This is a genomic window from Phascolarctobacterium faecium (assembly GCF_003945365.1).
In the GTDB taxonomy this organism is placed as follows: Bacteria; Bacillota; Negativicutes; order Acidaminococcales; family Acidaminococcaceae; genus Phascolarctobacterium; species Phascolarctobacterium faecium.
Genome location: NZ_AP019004.1, coordinates 1054832 through 1076604, shown reverse-complemented (window position 1 = coordinate 1076604; position 21773 = coordinate 1054832). Strand labels below are relative to the sequence as shown.

The window sequence follows — 21773 nt, the reverse complement described above, 5'->3', positions numbered from 1 at the left end:
GCATGTATACAATGCACATAACATTTTATCAGCTTTATAGAACTTATTTCACATAGTTGTTCATATTATTATCTTTCAAAATAACGTCATGAGCACCGCCTTCAACCAGCGAAGTTGAAGAAACCAAGGTCATTTTTGCGTTTTTCTTAAGATCGTCCAAGTTAAGAGCGCCGCAGTTACACATAGTAGAACGCACCTTGCTCAAAGTAAGCGTTACATTATCTTTTAACGTACCGGCATAAGGAACATAAGAATCAACACCTTCTTCAAAAGAAAGCTTAGATGCACCGCCCATATCATAACGCTGCCAGTTACGGGCACGATTCGATCCTTCACCCCAGTATTCTTTCATATAATTACCGTTGATATTTACTTTATTCGTCGGGCTCTCATCAAACCGGGCAAAATAACGGCCAAGCATTAAAAAGTCAGCACCCATTGCCAATGCCAGAGTCATATGATAATCATAAACAATACCGCCGTCAGAACAGATAGGAACATAAATTCCCGTTTCTTTATAATATTCGTCACGAGCTTTAGCAACTTCTATCAAAGCCGTTGCCTGACCGCGACCTATACCCTTTTGTTCGCGGGTAATACAGATAGAACCGCCGCCGATACCAACCTTCACAAAATCAGCACCGGCCTCGGCCAAATAGCGGAAGCCTTCTGCATCTACAACGTTGCCAGCGCCCACTTTTACTGTATCTCCATAATGCTCGCGAACCCAATCCAAAGTCAATTTCTGCCATTCAGAATAACCCTCTGAAGAATCAATGCAAAGCACATCGGCACCGGCATTAACCAAAGCCGGTACACGTTCAGCATAGTCGCGGGTATTAATGCCAGCCCCTACTACGTGACGTTTTTTACTGTCCAAAAGCTCTAAAGGATACTCTTTATGAGTAGCATAATCTTTACGGAAAACCATATACAATAAACGGCCTTCATCATCAATAATAGGCAATGTATTCAGTTTATTATCCCAAATGATATCATTTGCTTCCTGCAGCGAAGTCTCTTTGCCGCCAACAATCATTTCATTGATTGGCGTCATAAAAGTGCTGACCTTCGTATTCAAATCCATACGGCTGACACGATAATCACGACTGGTAACAATGCCTTCCAATTTGCCGTTCACAGTGCCGTCAGAAGTAACCGCTACCGTAGAATGACCTGTTTTTTCTTTCAGAGCAACGATATCTGCCAAAGTGCTGTCTGGTCGGATATTAGAATCACTGCTGACAAAACCGGCACGATGTGTTTTTACACGCGCCACCATAGCAGCTTCATTTTCAATAGTCTGGGAACCATAAATAAAGGATATACCACCCTCTTTGGAAAGCGCTATCGCCATTTTATCATCAGAAACAGACTGCATGATAGCAGAAACAAGAGGAATATTCAATGTAATCGCTGATTCTTCACCTTTTTTAAATTTTACTAAAGGAGTACGTAAATCAACGTTCGTCGGTACACATTCTTTTGAGGAATAACCAGGAACAAGCAGGTATTCACTAAAAGTATGAGCGGGTTCATCATAATAAAATGCCATTGTATTCATCTTCCTTTTCTCTAAATTTTATCTGGAGCTTGTAGGCTTTTTAAGCTGATTTAAGTTATACAAAACGTCCCAGTGCCAAAGCATTGGGACGTCATTATTATTTTTTTAATGCGCGCCAGGCAATATCCTTACGATAATGGGCATCAGCAAAGCTGATTTTTCCCGCAGCTTCATAAGCCTTATCTTTCGCCTCACGGATATTTTTCCCAACGGCTGTGACACCAAGCACACGACCGCCAGCAGTAACTATTTGGCCATCAGCACATTTAGTTCCTGCATGGAAAACAACAACGTCTTCCCTTGCAGCAGTCTCTTCCAAGCCACTGATAGGCAAGCCTTGTTTATAGCTTCCAGGGTAACCACCTGAAGCCATAACAACACATACAGCAGCTTTATCATACCAGCCGATATCAGCCTGAGCTAAAGTACCTGTAGCGCAGCACAGCATTATTTCTGCCAAATCACCATCAAGAAGCGGCATAATAACCTGTGTTTCAGGATCTCCAAAACGGCAGTTAAATTCAACTACTTTAATGTCGTCGCCGTTAATCATCAAACCTGCATATAAACAACCCTGATACGGTCTTCCCTCTGCCTTCATTGCTGCAATAGTCGGCTTTAAAACCTTTTCCACAGCCTTCAGCCGCATAATATCAGTCATAACAGGAGCAGGAGCATATGTTCCCATACCACCAGTATTTGGCCCTTCATCATTATCGTTTATCCTTTTATGGTCCTGTGCTGCAATCATGGAAACGATAGTATCACCGTCAGTAAACGCCAGTAAGGATGCCTCTTCGCCTTCCATAAACTCTTCTAAAACCACACGTGCGCCGGCACCGCCAAATTTAAGGTCTCCCATCATATCGTCAACAGCAGCAAATGCTTCTGCTTCAGTCATAGCAACAACTACGCCTTTACCTGCTGCCAAACCATCCGCCTTAACAACAATCGGAGCGCCTTTTTCTTTGATATAAGCCTTGGCTGTTTCTATATCCTCGCATACTTTAAAAAAAGCTGTAGGGATCCCGTATTTTTCCATCAGCTGTTTAGAAAAAGCTTTAGAACCTTCCAGCTCTGCAGCCGCCTTACTGGGACCAAACAATGCCAGACCTCTTGCCTTAAAAACATCGGCAATACCTTCAACAAGACTTGCTTCCGGACCAACAACTGTTAAATCAATACAGTTAGCCTCAGCATAATCAGCAAGTTTTTCTAATTCCTGCAATGGTAAATCAATACATTCACATTTATCAAGCAAAGCGATACCAGGATTTCCCGGTGCCGCATAAATCGTTTCCACCTGAGGGCTTTGCGCCAACTTCCAGGCCAGAGCATGTTCACGTCCGCCGCCGCCGATTAATAATAAACGCATTATTTCATCAACCTTTTCATCTTATTTACCTTCAACCAACTGCTTGGTCAGGTATTCACAGATCATAGCATCATATTCGGAAGTATGGTTAAAGGCTTCTTTGGCCAATGTTTTGCGTGTTTTGATGTCTGCGTCCCCATACTGCTGCAGCATAGCAATCAGGCTGGTATAACGGGCTGGGTTAGTAACAATAATTACATCACGGAAATTTTTAGCAGAGGCACGCACCATTGCCGGACCGCCAATATCAATATTTTCTATCGCTTCTGCCTCTGTAACGTTTGGTTTAGCAATTGTTTCTTTAAAGGGATACAAATTGACAACCACTAGATCTATCGGTTTTATATCATGTTTTTCCAAAGCTGCCATATGCTCGGGATTACTGCGTACAGCCAAAATACCACCGTGGATCTTAGGATTCAAAGTTTTAACACGACCATCCATAATTTCAGGGAAACCAGTCACATCGCTGACATAAGTTACAGGTATTCCGGCTTCTCTGATAGCAGTCATCGTTCCGCCGGTTGAAATAATCTCTACTCCAATGTCATGTAGAAATTGGGCCAGCTTCACAATACCGGTTTTATCAGATACACTCAATAACGCTCTTTTGATTCTCATTATTTATCACCTCATCTCAAGGATGCACGATAACGCGCCTTCCCTGTATTTCCAGCTTGCCTAACGCCCACAAACGTAAAGCCTCCGGCATCGCCTTATGTTCTTCAACTAAAATTCGTGCTGCTAAAGATTCCTCTGTATCGTCATTTAAAACAGGCACAGGTTTCTGTAATATAATCGGACCACTATCTGTTCCTTCATCGACAAAATGTACAGTACAGCCAGCAATCTTCACACCGTATTCCAAAGCCTGCCCCTGGGCATCAAGGCCTGGAAAGCTTGGCAAAAGTGCCGGATGGATATTTATGATTTTCTGTGTCCATTTATTAACAAAATTCCCGCTCAATATCCGCATAAAACCGGCTAAAACAACAAGTTCTGCACCATGAGCGCGCAAAGCTGCATCAATCTTGCCTTCAAACTCTTCCTTAGAAACACATTCTTTACGTGGAATTGCTACAGCAGCTATTCCAGCTTTCTCTGCACGTTCCAAAGCATATGCATCAGCCTTATCACTGATAACAACAGCAATTTCCAAAGGTAAATAGCCGTCGGCTATCCTGTCCAATACGGATTGCAGATTGCTGCCGCGACCGCTGACCAAGACGCCAATTTTACGGCTACTCACTGAAAACGCCGCCTTTCATAATTGCTTTTTTATTACCGGCAACAACATTTCCTAATTCATAGAAAGGTTCACCTACAGAAGTAAGATGACTACGCACGGCATCCGCTTCTTCAGGAGCAACTACTAAAACCATACCTATCCCCATATTGAACGTACGGTACATTTCTGCCCAGGGCACATTGCCCCACTCCTGCAATTTTTTGAAAACCACAGGTATTTCCCAAGCTGCGGCATTGATTTCCGCATCACATTTTTCTGGCAGGATACGTGGAATATTATCGTAGAAACCGCCACCAGTAATATGCACCATACCGTGAAGATCAAATTTTTCGATCAGAGGCAGACAGGATTTAGGATAGAGCCGTGTTGGTGTCAGCAGTTTTTCACCTAAACTGCAGCCAAATTCCGGAATCTCAGTACTCATATCATAATTCATCACTTCGAAACAAATTTTACGAACCAAAGAAAAACCATTGGAATGCACACCACTGGAAGGCAATCCTAAAAGTACATCACCAGGAGCAACTTTATCCCCGGTAATCATTTTACTTTTTTCAACAACACCTACACAAAAACCCGCAATATCATATTCGCCTTGGGAATAAAAACCCGCCATTTCAGCAGTTTCACCGCCAATCAAAGCGCAACCCGATTCTTGACAGGCTTTGGCGACACCCTGCACTATATTTGCAACTTTCTCCGCATCAACTTTATCGACAGCAATATAATCAAGGAAAAACAGAGGTTCAGCACCTTGCACTAAAATATCATTAACACACATTGCAACGGCATCTTGACCGATAGTATTATGCTTATCGGCCATAAACGCCAATTTTAACTTAGTGCCAACACCATCAGTCCCGGAAACAAGAATCGGTTCCTCATATTTTCCAGAATTCAGTGCAAACAAACCGCCAAACCCGCCCAAATCTCCGATAACCTCAGGACGATAAGTCGCACGAACACTTTCTTTCATTAATTCAACAGCACGATTACCAGCATCAATATCAACACCCGCATCGGCATAAGTCATTTGTTTTTTGCTTTGCTCGCTCATGGGGACCTCCTAATTATTTGTTCTCAAAAATATATTTCGAACCTTGACGGATAGTTTCTTCCGCATTATCGGGATAACCTGCATTGAAGCAAGCATAACACATACCTTCAGGATCCATACTGCTCAAAGAACGTTTTAATCCTTCCAGCGAAATATAGTGTAGAGAATCAGCGCCGATATACTGGCAGATTTCATCTTCTGTATGCGTGGAAGCAATCAATTCCTTTCGCACAGAAGTATCAATGCCATAATAGCAGGGGTCCGTTACAGGAGGGGAACTGATGCAGACATGCACTTCTTTTGCACCGGCATCCTTAAGTAATTTGACGATCTTACCACTGGTAGTACCGCGAACGATAGAATCATCAACCATAACAACGGACTTGCCTGCAACAACACTCTTTACTGGATTTAATTTTAAGCGAACAGCATTTAAACGCTGCTTTTGCGTTGGCTGAATAAAAGTACGGCCAACATAACGATTTTTCGTTAATCCTTCCATAAAAGGTACACCTGACTCTAAGCTATAACCAACAGCTGCCGCAGTACCGGAGTCAGGTACAGAAATAACAATATCCGGATGGATCTCTTTAGTTTCTTTTGCCAGCTCACGCCCCATATTGATTCGTGCCTGATAAACACATTGTTTATCAATAACGCTGTCCGTACGGGCAAAATAAACATATTCAAAAATACAGTGCGCACATTTAGACGGCATCTCTTTGGACCACATCATACTCTTAGGTTCGGCATAGTCATCTTCAAAAACCAGCATTTCACCCGGTTTGACATCACGAATAAATTCTGCGCCAACCAAATCAAAAGCACATGATTCAGAAGCCACTACCCAACCGCCATCAAGCTTACCCAAACATAATGGCCTGAATCCGTAAGGATCACGCACTGCAATCAATTTATGATCAGTCATGATCAAAATAGCAAAAGCACCTTTGATTTCATTAACTGCTTCAGCAACACGGTCTTCAACTTTCTCTTTCCGCGAGCGGGCAATCAGGCTCAAAACAACCTCTGTGTCAACAGTAGTCTGAAAAACCACACCATCTCTGGTCAAGCGAGACCGCAATTCGGCAGCATTAGTCAAATTACCGTTATGCGATAAAGCCAAGTTACCGCCGTCAAAATAAACGCGCAGCGGTTGAGTATTGTATGCCATACTGGAACCAGTTGTTGAATAGCGTACATGTCCGATAGCTATGTGTCCAGTAAGATCACCGACACCGTCTTTATAAACGTCAGCTACCAGACCCATGCCTTTTTTGACCTGCATATTGCTGCCATCAGTAGTAACAATACCGGTACTTTCCTGCCCACGATGCTGCAATGCATACAATCCCCAATAAGTATTGAGTGCAACATCGTCTTTATGCGAATAAATACCAAAAACACCGCATTCTTCATGTAATTTGTCTAATTCAAAGTCAATACCAGGCACAGTTAATTCTCCTTTTTCAACCATTTCTTACTTACCCTCAGCACGCATTTTTGCGAGCTTCTCACCTTTGGCTTTTACTTCTTCCTGCATCTGCAAACGATTTTCTGCTAATTTAGTAACCAGTTCAGGGTATTTTACAGACAGTATCTGTACTGCAAACAAAGCAGCATTTTTAGCGCCATTAATAGCCATCGTCGCTACAGGAATACCTGCAGGCATTTGCACAAAGCTTAAAAGCGCATCCATACCATTCAAAGGTGTGGCATTGATGGGAATACCGATTACAGGCACTGTAGTGTAAGCAGCAATAACACCGCCTAAATGGGCAGCAGCACCGGCAGCGGCAATAATAGCCTCTACGCCGCGATTGCGTGCGCCAGCAGCAAATTCATGTACCACATCCGGAGTACGGTGTGCCGAAGCAACTATCACCTCTACCTCTGCTCCAAATTCTTTCAGAGTTTTTTCTGCCGGCTCAAGAATAGGCCAGTCAGAATTACTTCCCATAATAATAGCAACTTTCATGCTTCTGCCTCCTAAAGTATCTGTGAGAAAAAATAAAACCCAAGTCGAAATCTTTCAACTGCTATATGCGCAACTAAAAATCCTTCTCGGGTCATCTCTACCATCTTATTTATTATTATAATTTTACCAATAGCTTCCCTATGTGTCAATTATAATGTGAACTTTTTAACAAAAAATCATCCTATCGTTCGCTTTTTTCAAAAATTAATGAAATTCTGTTGTTTAATTTGATAAAAACCTCTACTCCTTTATGATAAGGAGTAGAGGTTTTACTTAAAAGTCTGTAATTTTACTGTTGGTCGCTATTAGTAGTGTTATATTTGATTTTGATATCACGATAACGATTCATACCGGTACCAGCCGGAATAAGTTTACCAATGATAACATTTTCTTTAAGTCCTAAAAGCGGATCAACTTTGCCTTTGATTGCGGCATCTGTCAGCACGCGTGTAGTTTCCTGGAAGGATGCAGCAGACAGGAAAGAATCAGTAGCCAGAGATGCTTTGGTAATACCAAGCAGCACCGGACGTCCTTCTGCAGGCTGTAAGCCTTTTTCCAGCATTTCCGCATTCTGTGCTTCAAATTCTGCAACATCGATATATTCACCCGGCAGCATATAAGTATCGCCAGCTTCTTCGATGCGGATTTTACGCATCATTTGGCGAACCATAACTTCGATATGCTTATCGTTAATCTCAACACCCTGAGATTTATAAACTCCCAATACCTGTTGAACCAGATAACGCTGAGTAGCACGCACACCACTGATACGCAAAATATCATGCGGATTGAGTGACCCTTCAGTCAGACGATCGCCAACAGCAATTACCATGCCCTCGGTAACAGCGAGTTTAGACCCATAAGGAATAGTATAAATCTGCTCCCCATCTTCACTGGTAACAGTTACTTTACGGATGCCGTTTTCTTCACCAATGTGTACAGTACCAGCATTTTCAGTAAGTAAACCAGGATGTTTCGGTTTACGGGCTTCAAACAGCTCTTCAACACGGGGTAAGCCCTGAGTGATATCGTCACCTGCTACGCCACCGGTGTGGAACGTACGCATAGTGAGCTGAGTACCAGGTTCACCAATGGATTGAGCAGCAATAGTACCAACAGCTTCGCCAACTTCAACTTTTCTACCTGTAGCCAGATTACGGCCATAACATTTACGGCAAACGCCGACTTTGGCTTTGCAATTGAGTACGGAACGGATTTTTACTTTTTCACGCAACGAAGAAATCTGATCCGCCATATCTTCAGTAACATAATCATTGATATGGTAACAGATATTACCATCATTATCCAAAATATCTTCAGCAAGATAACGTCCTACGATACGGTCGCGCAAAGATTCAATAACAGTTTGTTTATTTTTACCTTCGGTAATCGATTCAATCTCAATACCTTCGATTGCATTATTGCGAACTTTAACATCGCGGACAGTACCATTAGCCAAAATAGCGTCGATAATTGCTTCGTCATAAGTCGCACCGGCTTCGATCAGCACTGTACCATCAGCTGCCACAACATCTTCAGCAACTTCTCGGCCATCAAAATGATGCATCATTGCTTCTTTCAATACAGCATTAGATTGTTCATCGCTGATATTAATCTGAATTGTCTCGGTTTCTTCTCCGCTCATATCGTCAGTAGCATATAAAACTACTTCCATGACCTTTGCTGCAGCTAATTTGTTATACAAATCTTCTGTCACAATCGTATCAGCTTCGACAATTAACTCACCTGTAGCAGGATCAGTAATACCAGCTGCCAAATTACGTCCAATAACAATCTCGCGCAGTTTATTCTGACTGGAACCCAAGGTTGCTTTGCAAAGACGTCCGCGCTCTTTTACAAGATTGATACCAACGATATCACAGTCATCTTCACGTACGATCACATCCTGAGCAACGTCAACCAAACGACGGGTCAGATAACCGGAGTCAGCAGTACGCAATGCTGTATCAGCCAAACCTTTACGAGCACCATGAGTTGAAATAAAGTATTCCAAAACAGTCAGGCCTTCACGGAAATTAGCCTTGATCGGTCGGTCAATGATACGACCGGAAGGATCTGCCATCAAACCACGCATACCAGCCAGCTGACGGATCTGCTGCGTATTACCACGGGCACCAGAATTAGCCATCATATACACAGAGTTAAACGGATCCATTGTGGACGACATAAGCTTATTGGTTACATCATCAGTAGCCTTGCCCCAAAGTTCGATAACCTTGCGATAACGTTCGTCCTCACTCATCAAACCACGACGGAACATACGCTCAGTTTTATCGATTTCTTTTTCCGTAGCAGCCAAAATCTCTGCCTTTTCAGGCGGAATTTTGATATCGGAAACAGCAATGGAAATACCTGCTTTACAAGCATTGTCATAACCCATTTTCTTAACAACGTCAAGGATTTCAGCCGTACGCAAATTGCCATACAATTTATGTGCCTTAGCAACAAGACGTCCCAATTCTTTTTTATCAAGCAGTTTATTCAAATGCCATACTTTAACTTTTTTACCGGATTCGTTTACTTCATCTTCTAAATGGAAGTACCGCATTTCAACCGGCAGTTCTTCATTAAGTATCGCATTGCCGACAGTAGTCGTTACCAGACTTACCCCTTCGCTGGAAGGTTCTTCATAAATATCCTTGTTCGGGATATAAATCTTAATACGTGCCTGCAGTTCAACTTCACCGTGGAAATAAGCCAGCAAAGCTTCATTAAAGCTGCTGAAACGCATCCCTTCGCCTTTAGCGCCTTCTTTGATGATTGTCAGGTAATATGAACCTAAAACCATATCCTGCGAAGGTACAGCAACAGGTTTTCCGTCTTTCGGGGCCAGAATATTATTAACCGAGAGCATCAGCATCCTGGCCTCGGCCTGTGCTTCAGCAGACAGCGGCAGATGGACTGCCATTTGGTCACCGTCAAAGTCGGCATTGTATGCAGTGCATACCAGAGGATGCAGTTTGATTGCACGCCCTTCAGACAAGATCGGCTCAAAAGCCTGGATACCAAGCCTATGCAAAGTCGGTGCACGGTTCAAAAGCACAGGATGTTCTTTGATTACATCTTCCAAAACATCCCAAACAGCAGTAGTAGCACGTTCTACCATGCGTTTTGCACTTTTGATATTAGTAGCCTGACCGCTGTTAACCAAGCGTTTCATGACAAAAGGCTTAAACAATTCCAGCGCCATTTCTTTAGGCAGACCACATTGATGCATTTTCAATTCAGGCCCTACTACAATAACAGAACGACCGGAATAGTCAACACGTTTACCTAACAGGTTCTGACGGAAACGACCTTGTTTACCTTTCAGCATATCAGAAAGAGATTTTAAAGGACGATTACCAGGACCTGTTACTGGACGGCCACGGCGTCCGTTGTCAATCAAAGCATCAACAGCTTCCTGAAGCATACGTTTTTCATTACGTACGATGATATCAGGAGCATTGAGTTCAAGCAATCTTTTTAACCGATTATTACGGTTGATGACACGACGATACAAATCATTAAGGTCAGAAGTCGCAAAACGTCCGCCGTCTAATTGTACCATCGGACGCAGTTCCGGAGGAATTACAGGAACAACATCCAAAATCATCCATTCAGGGCGATTGCCTGATTTCAGGAAAGCTTCACAGACTTCTAAACGGCGTACGGCACGAATTTTTCTTTGTCCGCTTACCTCTTTCAATTCAGCACGCAGTTCCGCAGTTAATGCAGATAAATCGATCTCTTCCAGCAGTGCTTTGATAGCAGTAGCGCCCATACCAACTTTAAAACCGCTGCCATATTTGTCGCGGGCTTCGATATATTCGCCTTCGCTCAACAACTGTTTTTTCACCAAAGGAGTATCGCCGGCATCAAGTACGATGTAATTAGCAAAATACAGTACTTTTTCCAGCGACCTGGGCGAAATATCAAGAATCAATCCCATCCGGCTCGGGATACCCTTAAAGTACCAGATATGAGAAACAGGTGCAGCCAGTTCGATATGACCCATACGGTCACGACGAACTTTGGAGCGGGTAACTTCAACGCCGCACTTATCGCAGACGATACCTTTATAACGAATTCTTTTGTATTTACCGCAATGGCATTCCCAGTCTTTGGTAGGTCCAAATATTCTTTCACAGAACAAACCGTCGCGTTCCGGTTTCAAAGTTCTGTAGTTAATAGTTTCCGGTTTCTTTACTTCGCCATAGGACCAAGTTCTGATTTGTTCCGGTGAAGCCAGACCGATACGCATAGACTCAAAATTATTTACATCCAACAAGAATCGATCGCTCCCTTCTATTCAATATCGTCGGAGTTATTTACATCTCCGTCCAACTCATCTTTAGCTTCCATGTTAAAGTTGCCAATATCTGCAACTAAATCAAATTCCGCATCTTCAACGCTATTTTCATCAACAGTATATTCATCTGTTTCAACAGCAGCAACAGCCGGAATCTCGCCGTCGATGTTCAAATCGAGGTCACGTGCAGTTTCAGTGACATCATCATCACTGTCGCGCATGGAAATCTCTTCTTCGTCTTCATTGAGCACCTTAATATCGAGACCGATACTTTGCAGCTCTTTGATAAGAACTTTAAAGGATTCGGGCACACCAGGTTCAGGAACGTTCTCACCCTTAACAATAGCTTCATAAGTTTTTACACGGCCCACAACGTCGTCAGATTTGACTGTGAGAATTTCCTGCAGAGTATAAGCGGCACCATAAGCTTCCAGGGCCCAAACCTCCATCTCACCAAAACGTTGCCCGCCAAACTGAGCTTTACCACCAAGAGGCTGTTGGGTAACCAAAGAGTACGGACCGGTAGAACGGGCATGTATCTTGTCGTCAACCAAGTGATGCAACTTAAGCATATATACGCAGCCAACTGTAACCTTGTTATCAAAAGGTTCACCTGTACGACCGTCATACAACCTTGTTTTACCACTCGGATCTACTCCAGCCAAATCAAGAGTAGCATTCATATCTTCTTCATGAGCACCGTCAAAAACAGGTACGGACATCTTCATTGCTTTGATGCTTTCTTCACCGAACTTATCGATTTCTACAGTTTCAGGCATTCCATATTTTTCAACATCATAACCGGCTTTCTCAAAACGATCAGCCAAACCTTCAGCACCGGCTTCAATCTGCATGCCTAGAGCGCGTGCAGCCCAGCCTAAATGAGTTTCCAAAATCTGTCCGATATTCATACGGGAAGGTACGCCCAAAGGATTCAATACGATTTGAACCGGCTCTCCGCTTGGCAGAAACGGCATATCTTCACGCGGCATGATGCGGGAAACTACACCCTTATTACCATGGCGTCCTGCCATCTTATCGCCTTCAGAAATCTTACGTTTTTGCGCGATATGCACACGAACTTGTTCATTTACACCAGGCGGCAGCTCATCGCCGTTTTCACGGGTAAATACTTTAACGCTGACAATTTTACCAGCTTCGCCATGTGGCACACGCAGCGAGCTATCACGAACTTCGCGGGCTTTTTCACCAAAGATAGCTCTCAGCAAACGTTCTTCTGCAGTCAGCTCAGTTTCGCCTTTCGGCGTAACCTTACCAACAAGGATATCGCCAGGACGTACTTCTGCTCCGATACGGATAATCCCGCGTTCATCAAGATCTTTCAATGCTTCTTCGGAAACGTTGGGAATATCACGGGTAATTTCTTCCTGGCCAAGCTTAGTATCACGGGCATCACAATCATATTCTTCGATATGGATAGATGTAAAGATATCCGCTTTGACCAGATCTTCGCTCAGCAAAATAGCATCCTCGTAGTTATAGCCTTCCCACGGCATATAAGCAACAATTACATTGTGTCCAAGCGCCAATTCACCATGATCAGTCGCCGGGCCATCTGCCAGCACCTGCTTCTCAACTACTTTATCGCCTTTATTGACGATAGGACGCTGATTGACACAAGTTCCCTGATTAGAACGCTTAAATTTTAAAAGTTCATAAACATCAACACTGCCATCTTCTGCACGTACACGGATTTCATTGCCAACAACACGCTCAACAATACCCGCACGTTTAGCAAGTACGCATACGCCAGAGTCAACGGCGACCTTATATTCCATACCGGTACCAACAACAGGCGACTGCGTACACAAAAGCGGCACAGCCTGACGCTGCATATTAGCACCCATCAATGCGCGGTTCGCATCGTCGTTTTCCAAGAACGGTATCAGCGCCGTAGCAATAGATACAACCTGTTTCGGAGAAACGTCCATATAGTCAACCTGATTCGGAGGCAAAGACAAAACTTCATTCAGATAACGTGCCGTAACACGTTCACCCAAGAAATAACCGTTTTCATCAAGCGGTTCATTGGCCTGGGCACAAATATATTCGTCCTCTTCATCAGCCGTCAGATAAACGATTTCGTCAGTAACACGTCCCTCTTCTTTATCAACCTTACGATATGGAGTTTCCATAAAACCATATTTATTGATAATAGCAAAGGTAGACAAAGAACCTATAAGTCCGATATTAGGACCTTCAGGCGTTTCAATAGGACACATACGACCATAATGTGAATGATGTACGTCACGCACTTCATAACCGGCGCGTTCGCGGCTCAAACCACCAGGGCCAAGTGCAGACAGACGCCTTTTATGTGTTAACTCAGCTAACGGGTTATTCTGATCCATAAACTGAGACAACTGACTGCTGCCAAAGAATTCTTTAATTGCCGCAACAACAGGACGAATATTAATCAAAGCCTGCGGCGTGATTACATCTACGTCTTGGATAGTCATGCGCTCTTTAACAACACGTTCCATACGGGCTAAACCGATCCGGAATTGATTTTGTAATAATTCTCCGACACTACGTACACGACGGTTACCCAAATGGTCAATATCGTCGCCTGTACCTAAACCATCCATCAGGTTGAGCAGATAACCAAAAGATGCCAAAACGTCTTCTACGGTTACAGTACGGTGTTTTTCGGGAATATCAGCAGTACAGATTAATTTCAGTACTTGTTCTTTTACGCGGATGAAAACCTCTTTCAATCCTACGCCGCTGAAAATTTCACTTTGCTCGATGATATCAATAGCTTTATCATCAATTCTAGTACCTGCCGGCAGAATAATTTCTCCGGTAGAAGTATCAACAAGCGGTGCGTCAATAACCTTATCCAGCAAACGACGGCGCCAGCCCAATTTTTTATTGAGTTTATAACGACCTACACTGGCAAGATCATAGCGCTTATTATCAAAAAATGTAGCTTCAATCAACTGCGTAGAATTTTCCAAAGTAGGCGGTTCGCCTGGACGCAGTTTCTTATAAATCTCAATTAAAGCTTCTTCGCGATTGGTAGTTGCATCACGTTCCAAAGTTGCCAAAACGGAAGGATGCTCACCGAACAATGCCAAAATCTCAGCATTGCTGGATAAACCCAAAGCACGCAGTAAAACCGTAGCAGGTAATTTCCTGGTGCGATCTACACGAGCATAAATAACATCATTAACATCTGTTTCAAATTCAATCCAGGCACCACGGTTTGGAATAACAGTAGTACCATACATTTTTTTACCACTGGGATCCATGGATACATTGTAGTATACGCCTGGAGAACGAACCAACTGACTGACAATAACACGTTCAGCACCGTTGATAATAAAAGTACCGGTTTCAGTCATCAGTGGAAAATCACCCATGAAAACTTTAGATTCTTTGATCTCGCCGGTGTCTTTGTAAAGCAAGCGAACGTTTACGTTTAATGGTGCCGAGTAAGAAGCATCACGCTCTTTACATTCTTCAACGCTATATTTAGGATCCCCTAACGTAAAGCCCTCAAACGAAAGTTCTAAATTACCTGTAAAATCCTTGATCGGAGAAATGTCATGAAAAATTTCGCAAAGACCTTCTCGCATGAACCACTCATACGATTTTCTTTGGATGTCAATCAAATGAGGCATTGGTAATACTTCATTGATTCTGGCATAACTGTACCGAGTCCTATCGCCTACGGGAACCGGTTTAAACATGTAATCCCTCACCCCTTCATATTTTGTCAGGCAGGCCAAACTCAGCCCGTTTCACGAATGACAAAAAAAGCAAGGTTCCAGATTGTCTCAAGGACCTTGCGTATTGTCTTCGATGAACGAACTTCATCTTTACCGTATGAGCAGTACACGATTCCCAACCACTGAGCCATCGTGACCGTTATCAAAATACCTGCAATTCATTTATTTACTGTAGTTTATTATGATATCACAAAGTTTTTCTATTGTCAATAGCAAGTAATAAAATAAAAAATAAGCTTCCTGCAAAACAGGAAGCTTATTAAAGTTCTAATTGAAATTATTTCAATTCTACGGAAGCGCCAGCTTCTTCAAGTTTAGCTTTCAAAGCGTCAGCGTCAGCTTTGGAGATTTTTTCTTTAACAGCTTTAGGAGCGCCGTCAACGATTTCTTTTGCTTCTTTCAGGCCAAGACCAGTTGCTTCACGAACAACTTTGATAACGTTGATTTTGCCAGCGCCAGCGGAAGTCAAAACTACGTCAAATTCAGTTTTTTCTTCAGCAGCAGCAGCGCCGCCAGCAGCAGGAGCAGCAGCTACAGCTACAGGAGCAGCAGCGGATACGCCGAATTTTTCTTCCAGAGCTTTTACCAATTCGGAAAGTTCGAGTACGGTCATAGATTCAATAGCTTCGATGATTTGTTCTTTGTTCATTATATATACCTCCATAAATTCAAATGTTTTATTTTTTGTTTTAACTTGCTTGGTTAGACACACTGCTTATGCGGACTCTTTTTGCTGACGAACAGCCTCGAGTGCATAAACAACGTTGCGGATAGTACCTTGCAGTACATTGACAAAACCGCTGATTGGAGCATTCATGCTGCCCAGCATTTTTGCAATGAGGACTTCTTTCGGCGGAAGTTCTGCCAAAGCTTTAATTGCAGCTTCGTCGATAACTTGACCGTCGAGTACACCAGCTTTGATAGTCAGAGCTTTGTTTTCTTTTGCGAAATCGCAAATAATTTTTGCTACAGCAACGGGATCTTCAGGAGCAACTGCAATTGCAGTGTTTTTCTCCAATACAGGCTCTAAACCTTCGATGCCGGCTTCATTTGCAGCAATACGCAGCATTGTATTTTTTACAACGCCATATTTGACGCCAGCTTCGCGCATTTTGCGGCGAAATGCTGTATCCTGAGCTACGGTCAAACCGCAAAAATCAACCAGAATAGTGCACTTGGAAGCTGTCAGCAATTCTTTGATCTCAGCAACTTTAGCTGCTTTTTCAGGTCTAATAACTGCCATGCATCACACCTCCTTCTTAAAAAATGATTTTATAAAATCAAAAAGACCTCTCGGCCTAAGCCGGAGGTCGCGAAGGTCTATCTTCATCGTCTCCAGCCTCGGCAGGTGTATTTCTACTTATGCGTTACCGCACCTGCTGTCTATGGCCCGATTATCTTCTGATTTATAAAGTTGTTACTACATCAAAAATCTTATTTGTCGCTGTTAGCTTTCAAAACGTCAATTTTTACGCCAGGTCCCATAGTGGTAGATACAGTTATAGATTTAATATACTGACCTTTTGCACCAGACGGTTTTACTTTGATCAGAGTATCGACCAAAGTGATGTAGTTTTCCAACAGTTGTTGTTCGGTAAAAGAAGCCTTACCAATAGGAGCTTGAACATTACCAGCTTTATCAGTACGATATTCGATTTTACCGGCTTTAATTTCGTTGATAGCACGGGTTACATCCATAGTAACTGTACCAACCTTCGGGTTCGGCATCAAGCCTTTAGGACCGAGGATTTTACCCAAACGGCCTACAACACCCATCATATCAGGAGTTGCAACGCAGACTTCGAAATCAGTCCAGCCGCCTTGGATTTTAGCAACCAATTCTTCGCCGCCTACATAGTCAGCACCAGCTGCTTCTGCTTCCTGAACTTTAGCGCCTTTAGCAAATACTAAAACAGATTTAGATTTGCCAGTGCCATGAGGAAGAACTAGAGCACCACGAACTTGTTGGTCAGCGTATTTAGGATTTACGCCTAATTTGAAAGCAACTTCTACAGTGCTGTCAAATTTAGTAACAGAAGTTTTTTTAACTAATTCTACTGCTTCTTTAGGAGCATAGAATTTGTCGGCTTCGATAAGTTTCAAAGCGTCTTGATATTTTTTACCAAATTTTGCCATTAAACTTTCCTCCTTGTGGTACAAACGGATAATTCCTCCCACATAAATAGTCGACTATAAATCAGTCAACGATGGTTATACCCATGCTGCGCGCAGTACCTTCTACCATTCTCATAGCAGCTTCGATATCAGCAGCATTCAGGTCAGCCATTTTAGCTTCAGCGATTTCGCGAACTTTATCGCGGCTCAATTGAGCAACTTTCTTTTTGTTTGGTTCGCCGGAACCTTTTTCCAGACCAGCAGCTTTTTTCAGCAAAACCGGTGCCGGAGGAGTTTTTGTAATGAAAGTAAAGGAACGATCTTCAAATACGGTAATTTCTACCGGAATGATCAAACCTGCTTGTTGAGCAGTACGTTCATTGAACTCCTTAACAAAAGCCATGATGTTTACACCAGCTTGGCCAAGTGCAGGGCCTACAGGAGGAGCCGGAGTAGCTTTACCAGCCGGTACCTGTAATTTTACCATTTTTACGACTTTTTTCGGCATTTATTACACCTCCTTATTATTCAGCTTCTTCAACCTGAGTAAAATCAATCTCAACAGGTGTTTCGCGTCCGAACATGCTAACCAAAACTTTCAGTTTACCACGTTCTTCATTGATTTCAGAAACGCTGCCGACACAGCCGGCAAACGGACCAGTTTTCAAACGAACCATCTGTTGTAATTGTAAATCAATTTTGGGGCGGCTTTCTTCTACGCCCATGGAGCGCATGATCTGTTTGACTTCTTCATCAGTCAAAGGAATCGGTTTAGTACCGGAACCGACAAAGCCGGTCACACCCGGTGTATTACGCACAGCATACCAAGAGCGATCATTTACAATCATCTCTACAAGCACATAACCAGGAAAAACCTTTCTCTGGACGCTGCGTTTTTTACCGTCTTTTACTTCAACCTCATTTTCCATAGGTATCACAATACGGAAAATTTCATTTTCCATACCCAAGGAATGAACTTTACGTTCCAGATTTGCGCTTACCTTATTCTCATAACCGGAATAAGTGTGGATTACATACCAACGTTTTTCTGATTCCATATTAATGATAGGGAAGCTTCCCTTTCCTCCTTACGCAGCCTTATTGCAAAATCAAGCGAAAAACAACATTGAAGAAGGAATCAATGACCCAAATCAATGCTGCACAAATAACAACCGCAATCAAAACCACTGCAGTATTAGCAATAAGCTCTTGTTTGGTAGGCCAGGTTACTTTTTTCAGTTCTACTTTAGTTTCACGCATAAAGCGTGTAATACCGCCTGCGTTCTTCACACCCGTAGTTTCCGGAACGGCCATTTTTTCACATCCTTGCTTGAATACCTGATACTAAATCACACGTTAACAAAAATTATTTAGTTTCTTTATGTAAAGTGTGTTTTTTGCAGAACTTGCAATATTTATTCAGTTCGATACGATCAGGATCGTTCTTTTTGTTTTTGTTGGTTTGATAGTTGCGTTGTTTGCACTCAGTGCAAGCCATGGTAACTAAACTGCGCATATTTAACACCTCTCTTACTCATAGATTACCAATCACAAAATTTCACTAATATAGAGTACCACAGTTAACACTCTATGTCAACAAACTTTCAAAAATATGCTAAGACCGGTCTATGTCGGACCGGTCTTAGCAGAAAACCAAGTTATCGCTCTCTTACTTATTCGTTGATAGCAGCAACAACGCCGGCGCCAACAGTACGGCCGCCTTCGCGAATTGCAAAACGCAGACCAGGCTCGATTGCGATCGGAGTGATCAGCTCTACGTCCATGGTTACGTTATCGCCAGGCATTACCATCTCAATACCTTCCGGTAATTCAGTTACGCCGGTTACGTCTGTTGTTCTGAAATAGAACTGCGGACGATAGCCGTTGAAGAACGGTGTATGACGGCCGCCTTCTTCTTTCGTCAGTACATATACTTCTGCTTTAAATTTTGTGTGCGGATGGATGCTGCCGGGTTTTGCAAGTACTTGACCGCGTTCGATATCTTTACGGTCTACACCACGCAGCAGGCAGCCGATGTTGTCTCCTGCTACTGCTTCGTCCAGTAATTTACGGAACATTTCTACGCCCGTTACTACTGTTGCTTTTTTCTCTTCTGTCATTCCTACGATCTCAATATTGTCGCCTACTTTGATGATACCACGTTCTACACGGCCTGTTGCTACTGTGCCACGGCCGGTAATTGTGAATACGTCTTCTACAGGCATCAGGAACGGTTTGTCAGTTGCGCGTTCCGGAATAGGAATGTATGCGTCTACTGCGTCCATCAGTTCCATGATTTTTGCTTCGTATGCTGCGTCGCCTTCAAGTGCTTTCAGTGCAGACCCTACTACTACAGGAATGTCGTCGCCGGGGAAGTCGTAGCTGGAGAGCAGTTCACGTACTTCCATTTCTACTAATTCGATCAGTTCCGGATCGTCTACCATATCTGCTTTATTCAGGAACACTACCATTGCAGGTACGCCTACTTGACGAGCAAGAAGGATGTGCTCACGAGTTTGCGGCATCGGGCCGTCTGCTGCGGATACTACGAGGATCGCTCCGTCCATTTGTGCTGCGCCGGTGATCATGTTTTTTACATAGTCGGCATGGCCCGGGCAGTCTACGTGTGCGTAGTGGCGGGTTGCTGTTTCATATTCTACGTGGGAAGTGTTGATGGTGATTCCGCGTTCTCTTTCTTCAGGTGCTTTATCGATCATGGAGTAATCCATGAATTCTGCGCCGCCTTTAGAAGCCAATACTTTGGTGATTGCTGCGGTCAGGGTTGTTTTACCATGGTCTACGTGACCGATGGTGCCGATATTAGCATGCGGTTTTGTTCTTTCATATTTTTGCTTTGCCATTCATTTTTCCTCCGAATCTCTTTTGTTTTTTATAAAATAGGCTTTGACGCCATTTTACCATATTCGCTGTCTGCCTGTAAACTCCTGCTTGGTTTTATGACTATAATAAAAAAAACCCCATCACTGAGGTTTTATTTTTTATTGGTGGCGGCGCACGGATTTGAACCGCGGACACTCCGGGTATGAACCGAATGCTCTAGCCAACTGAGCTACGCCGCCATATTTATTTGGAGCTGATGACCAGGATTGAACTGGTGACCTTATCCTTACCAAGGATACGCTCTGCCGACTGAGCTACATCAGCATCGCAACCAAATAATCAAAATGGTTGCGGGGGCTGGACTTGAACCAACGACCTTCGGGTTATGAGCCCGACGAGCTACCAACTGCTCCACCCCGCGATGAAAACTAATTAAGAAAGTGGTGGAGAGGGTTGGATTCGAACCAACGAAGCGAAACGCGGCAGATTTACAGTCTGCTCCCTTTAGCCACTCGGGAACCTCTCCATTTGGAGCTGGCAATAGGACTTGAACCCACAACCTGCTGATTACAAGTCAGCTGCTCTACCAGTTGAGCTATGCCAGCACTTAATTAGTGACAAGGAAGATTATATATTAACATAATCATTTTGTCAACTACTTTTCAATTAATTCAGTAACTTTTTTTACAAAACTCTTTAAAAGTAAAAGTATGTTAAAGCAGCTACAGCAAGTATGATACGATAATATGCAAAAGATGTCAAGCTATATTTATGAAGAAATTTTAAAAACCACAGCACGGACCAGTAAGCAACTACAAAAGCAACCACAAAACCAATCGCCAACATCTGCAGATCATCTACTGTTAAAATACTGATATTTTTTAAAAGATCATAAAGACAGGCTACAAACATCAAAGGTACAGCAATCAAAAAAGTATAATTTGCTGCAGTCTCACGTTTTAAACCTACTAAAAGTCCACCCGCCAAAGTACTTCCCGACCGGGAAAAACCAGGCCACAACGAAAGCAACTGAAACGCCCCAACAAGCGCCGCCTGTTTTAAAGAGATCTTATCTAAATCATCCAATAATTCTGCTTGGTTATCTTTAGTCTTATATTCAGCATACATCATTAATAAAGCACCCAATACCAATCCTATCGCTACTGTAAATGGAGAAAAAAGATATTCTTTAATATATTTATATGCAAAAAAAGCCACGCCCATTACAGGCACAATACCAGCGGCTACATGCCAGACGCTCAGCCCTTTATCAGCCTGCCAGCCTTCTTTTGTAAAAAATCTAGCAAAACGTTCTTTATAAATAAAAATAACTGACAAAATCGCCCCCAGCTGTACGAAAACGTCAAAAATATCTGCCGCCGGACCATCAAAACCCAGCATATGTCCTACTATAATCATATGACCTGTTGATGACACCGGCAAAAACTCCGTTACCCCTTCTACAAAGCCTACTATTACCGCTATAAGATTCTGATCCATTATAATTATCTATCCTTCCATAATTAC

18 protein-coding genes, 5 tRNA genes and 1 other annotated feature are annotated in these 21773 nt (G+C 42.9%); all 23 genes read right to left on the bottom strand.

The window, feature by feature from the left end; all coding sequences use genetic code 11:
- Window positions 1-43: 43 nt before the first annotated feature.
- Window positions 44-1555 (bottom strand): IMP dehydrogenase, encoded by a 1512-nt coding sequence (locus tag PFJ30894_RS05180; RefSeq protein WP_021717056.1) that lies wholly within the window; start codon window positions 1553-1555, stop codon window positions 44-46.
- Window positions 1556-1661: 106 nt separating this feature from the next.
- Entirely contained in the window at window positions 1662-2939 is a 1278-nt protein-coding gene (gene purD / locus PFJ30894_RS05175) for a phosphoribosylamine--glycine ligase (protein ID WP_125669206.1), read from the bottom strand.
- Window positions 2940-2960: 21 nt separating this feature from the next.
- On the bottom strand, window positions 2961-3560 hold the full coding sequence (locus tag PFJ30894_RS05170) for an mGS-like domain protein (RefSeq protein WP_021717058.1): 600 nt from the start codon (window positions 3558-3560) through the stop codon (window positions 2961-2963).
- A 16-nt stretch (window positions 3561-3576) separates the two neighbouring features.
- Entirely contained in the window at window positions 3577-4188 is a 612-nt protein-coding gene (gene purN, locus PFJ30894_RS05165) for a phosphoribosylglycinamide formyltransferase (RefSeq protein ID WP_021717059.1), read from the bottom strand.
- Window positions 4181-5245 (bottom strand): phosphoribosylformylglycinamidine cyclo-ligase, encoded by a 1065-nt coding sequence (gene purM, locus PFJ30894_RS05160; RefSeq protein ID WP_125669205.1) that lies wholly within the window; start codon window positions 5243-5245, stop codon window positions 4181-4183. The genes purN and purM overlap by 8 nt, the downstream gene beginning before the upstream one ends.
- A gap of 13 nt (window positions 5246-5258) precedes the next feature.
- Window positions 5259-6698, bottom strand: coding sequence for an amidophosphoribosyltransferase (gene purF, locus PFJ30894_RS05155; RefSeq protein WP_113077375.1), 1440 nt, complete (start codon window positions 6696-6698; stop codon window positions 5259-5261).
- A gap of 27 nt (window positions 6699-6725) precedes the next feature.
- Window positions 6726-7223 carry a 5-(carboxyamino)imidazole ribonucleotide mutase gene (gene purE, locus PFJ30894_RS05150; RefSeq protein ID WP_125669204.1) on the bottom strand — a complete coding sequence of 166 codons (498 nt, stop codon included), beginning with the start codon at window positions 7221-7223 and terminating at the stop codon, window positions 6726-6728.
- Between the two features lie 289 nt (window positions 7224-7512).
- Window positions 7513-11514 (bottom strand): DNA-directed RNA polymerase subunit beta', encoded by a 4002-nt coding sequence (rpoC, locus tag PFJ30894_RS05145; protein ID WP_167457028.1) that lies wholly within the window; start codon window positions 11512-11514, stop codon window positions 7513-7515.
- A gap of 17 nt (window positions 11515-11531) precedes the next feature.
- Entirely contained in the window at window positions 11532-15251 is a 3720-nt protein-coding gene (rpoB, locus tag PFJ30894_RS05140) for a DNA-directed RNA polymerase subunit beta (protein WP_125669203.1), read from the bottom strand.
- A gap of 316 nt (window positions 15252-15567) precedes the next feature.
- Window positions 15568-15939 carry a 50S ribosomal protein L7/L12 gene (gene rplL / locus PFJ30894_RS05135; protein WP_021717065.1) on the bottom strand — a complete coding sequence of 124 codons (372 nt, stop codon included), beginning with the start codon at window positions 15937-15939 and terminating at the stop codon, window positions 15568-15570.
- Window positions 15940-16005: 66 nt separating this feature from the next.
- The gene (gene rplJ, locus PFJ30894_RS05130) at window positions 16006-16533 is read right to left on the bottom strand and encodes a 50S ribosomal protein L10 (RefSeq protein ID WP_021717066.1); all 528 of its coding nucleotides are present in this window, start codon (window positions 16531-16533) and stop codon (window positions 16006-16008) included.
- A gap of 29 nt (window positions 16534-16562) precedes the next feature.
- Window positions 16563-16697: a sequence feature (ribosomal protein L10 leader region), on the bottom strand.
- Window positions 16698-16724: 27 nt separating this feature from the next.
- Window positions 16725-17426 (bottom strand): 50S ribosomal protein L1, encoded by a 702-nt coding sequence (gene rplA, locus PFJ30894_RS05125; protein WP_021717067.1) that lies wholly within the window; start codon window positions 17424-17426, stop codon window positions 16725-16727.
- 61 nt (window positions 17427-17487) lie between these two features.
- Entirely contained in the window at window positions 17488-17913 is a 426-nt protein-coding gene (gene rplK / locus PFJ30894_RS05120; protein WP_021717068.1) for a 50S ribosomal protein L11, read from the bottom strand.
- A gap of 16 nt (window positions 17914-17929) precedes the next feature.
- The gene (nusG, locus tag PFJ30894_RS05115; protein ID WP_021717069.1) at window positions 17930-18463 is read right to left on the bottom strand and encodes a transcription termination/antitermination protein NusG; all 534 of its coding nucleotides are present in this window, start codon (window positions 18461-18463) and stop codon (window positions 17930-17932) included.
- Between the two features lie 40 nt (window positions 18464-18503).
- Window positions 18504-18719 (bottom strand): preprotein translocase subunit SecE, encoded by a 216-nt coding sequence (secE, locus tag PFJ30894_RS05110; protein ID WP_021717070.1) that lies wholly within the window; start codon window positions 18717-18719, stop codon window positions 18504-18506.
- Between the two features lie 52 nt (window positions 18720-18771).
- Window positions 18772-18921, bottom strand: a complete 150-nt coding sequence (gene rpmG, locus PFJ30894_RS05105) for a 50S ribosomal protein L33 (protein ID WP_021717071.1) — start codon at window positions 18919-18921, stop codon at window positions 18772-18774.
- A gap of 157 nt (window positions 18922-19078) precedes the next feature.
- Window positions 19079-20266, bottom strand: coding sequence for an elongation factor Tu (tuf, locus tag PFJ30894_RS05100; RefSeq protein ID WP_113077255.1), 1188 nt, complete (start codon window positions 20264-20266; stop codon window positions 19079-19081).
- Between the two features lie 142 nt (window positions 20267-20408).
- Window positions 20409-20485 (bottom strand) — tRNA-Met (locus tag PFJ30894_RS05095).
- Window positions 20486-20494: 9 nt separating this feature from the next.
- Window positions 20495-20570 (bottom strand) — tRNA-Thr (locus PFJ30894_RS05090).
- Window positions 20571-20591: 21 nt separating this feature from the next.
- Window positions 20592-20667: transfer RNA gene (locus PFJ30894_RS05085), tRNA-Met, on the bottom strand.
- 20 nt (window positions 20668-20687) lie between these two features.
- A tRNA-Tyr gene (locus PFJ30894_RS05080) sits at window positions 20688-20772 on the bottom strand.
- 3 nt (window positions 20773-20775) lie between these two features.
- Window positions 20776-20851: transfer RNA gene (locus PFJ30894_RS05075), tRNA-Thr, on the bottom strand.
- 91 nt (window positions 20852-20942) lie between these two features.
- Window positions 20943-21746 carry an undecaprenyl-diphosphate phosphatase gene (locus PFJ30894_RS05070; protein ID WP_021717373.1) on the bottom strand — a complete coding sequence of 268 codons (804 nt, stop codon included), beginning with the start codon at window positions 21744-21746 and terminating at the stop codon, window positions 20943-20945.
- Window positions 21747-21773 lie beyond the last annotated feature (27 nt).